Source organism: Vibrio sp. D431a (genome assembly GCF_030248655.1).
Lineage (GTDB): Bacteria > Pseudomonadota > Gammaproteobacteria > Enterobacterales > Vibrionaceae > Vibrio > Vibrio alginolyticus.
Map to the genome: position 1 here is coordinate 1 of NZ_JAHGAP010000005.1, position 2,243 is coordinate 2,243.

Consider the following 2,243-nt stretch of genomic DNA (forward strand, 5'->3'; position numbering starts at 1 on the left):
CTGGTGTGACATCGACGTTCACCGTGGTGGACTCACTGACCCCACCGGAGGTAACGATGTACGTGAAGCTGTCTGCCCCGTGGTAGTTGTCGTTTGGCGTGTAAGTCACGCTGCCGTCCGGGTTGACCGAGACCGTGCCGTTGGCTGGACCGTTGTTGGTATCCAGCGACACCACTTTGTCGTCGCCTTCGAACGTGTCGTTACCTAAAACTTTAATGATGGTTGGCGTGTCTTCCACAACCGTCGCTTTATCAGCCTCAATGTCCGCCACAGGCGCTACTGTGAAGTTCACCGTTTGGCTGACGCTTTCACCGCTTGGATCGGTGGCAGTAAAGGTTAGGATTTCTGAGCCGTTCCAGTCTGCCGTTGGTGAGATGGTCGCGATGCCGTTCTCTATTGAGACATTGACATTGCTATTACCAGAGACGCTAAACGTTAACTCGCCATCCACGTTATCCACATCGCTGAAGGCGGTATTTAGATCGATGGTGTATGGCGTAAAGTCTTCTGCCAAGGTTTGGTCTGCGAGGTTGCTTTCAACCGCAGGCGTGTCGTTCACCGCATTCACCGTGACATTGACCGTCGCTTGGTCAGTCAGTGCACCATCAGTGATGGTGTAAGTGATTTCGGTGTCGCCATTGAAGTTCTCAGCCGGTGTGAAGACCAGTTTTCCGTCAACAATTTCAACCTTACCTTGTGCTTCAGGTACAGACGCAGATTGGATCGACAACTTATCGCCATCCACATCAGTATCGTTTGGCAGGACATCGATCGTCACTGGTGTGTCTTCGTCAGTAATCGCCGTGTCATCTTTTGCCACTGGCGCGTCGTTGACCGGCGTCACATTGACTTCAACGGTAGTGGATTCAGACACACCGCCTGATGTCACGACATAAGTGAACGTATCTTTGCCGACGTAGTTATCATCTGGTATGTAGGTCACGGCGCCATCAGGGTTGACCGAGACCGTGCCGTTAGCTGGGCCTTTATTGGTATCAAGCGACACTACTTTATCGTCGCCGTCAAACGTGTCGTTACCTAAGACGTTAATGATGGTTGGTGTGTCTTCGACTACATCCGCACTATCAGCCTCAATGTCAGCTACTGGTGCTACCGTAAAGTTCACCGTTTGACTGACGCTTTCACCGCTTGGGTCTTTAGCTGTGAACGTAATTGTCTCTTTGCCATTCCAATCCGCAGTCGGAGTGATGGTAGCAACACCATTCACAATAGAAATTTGGATGTTGTTATTGCCAGAGACTGAGAATTCTAGCGAGGAATCGGAATCTTTGAATACTTCATTCAAGTCGATCGTGTATGCATCGAAATCTTCCGATAACACTTGATCTGAGATGACATTATCAACAGTCGGCGCATCGTTAACACGATTCACAATCAAACTATCACTGTCGTTAGCCGTTGGATTAACACCATCCGATACTGACGCGCTGATAGTCAGGTCTTTTAGGTTAAGTTCATCGTTGTTAACCGCATCGACGCCTGCTTGAGTCAGCTTGACTTCATCGCCAACTAACACAAAGTAACCGTTTGAGTTGTTTTCTAAAGAAACGGTTAATTGGTCTTCTGGCGTATCAGTATCACGAACCGTTAAGGTTGCGACTACCGTATCCGTGTTCACTGCATCTTCAGTGATGCTTTCTACGGCATCAACTTTGATAGTTGGTGCATCGTTTACTGGATTTACTGTAACGGTCACCTTCGCTTCGTCGGTCAATTCACCGTCCGTAACGATGTAGGTGATTTCAGCGTCACCATTGAAGTTTTCTGCCGGAGTGAAGACGAGTTTTCCATCCACCACTTCAACCGTGCCCTGCTCTTTAGGTACAGAGGCTGATTCAATACTCAGCTTCTCGCCATCAATATCGGTGTCGTTTGGCAGGACATCAATCGTCACTGGCGTGTCTTCGTCAGTAATCGCCGTGTCATCTTTTGCCACTGGTGCATCATTCACTGGCGTCACATCAACGCTCACCGTGGTGGATTCCGATACCCCGCCTGACGTGACAATGTAGGTGAAGCTGTCTGTACCGTGGTAGTTGTCGTTTGGCGTGTAAGTTACGCTGCCATCAGGATTGACCGAGACCGTGCCGTTAGCTGGACCGTTATTGGTATCAAGCGACACCACTTTGTCGTCGCCTTCGAACGTGTCGTTATCTAAGACCTTAATGATGGTCGCCGTGTCTTCCACAACCGTCGCTTTGTCTGCCACGATGTCCGCCACA

General features: G+C 49.6%; 1 protein-coding gene. It reads right to left on the reverse strand.

The features are described 5' to 3' along the window. Window positions 1–2,230, reverse strand: a 2,230-nt coding sequence (locus KJB35_RS05070) for a tandem-95 repeat protein (protein ID WP_285469418.1), incomplete at its 3' end; no start/stop codon positions are given. Window positions 2,231–2,243: the final 13 nt, after the last annotated feature.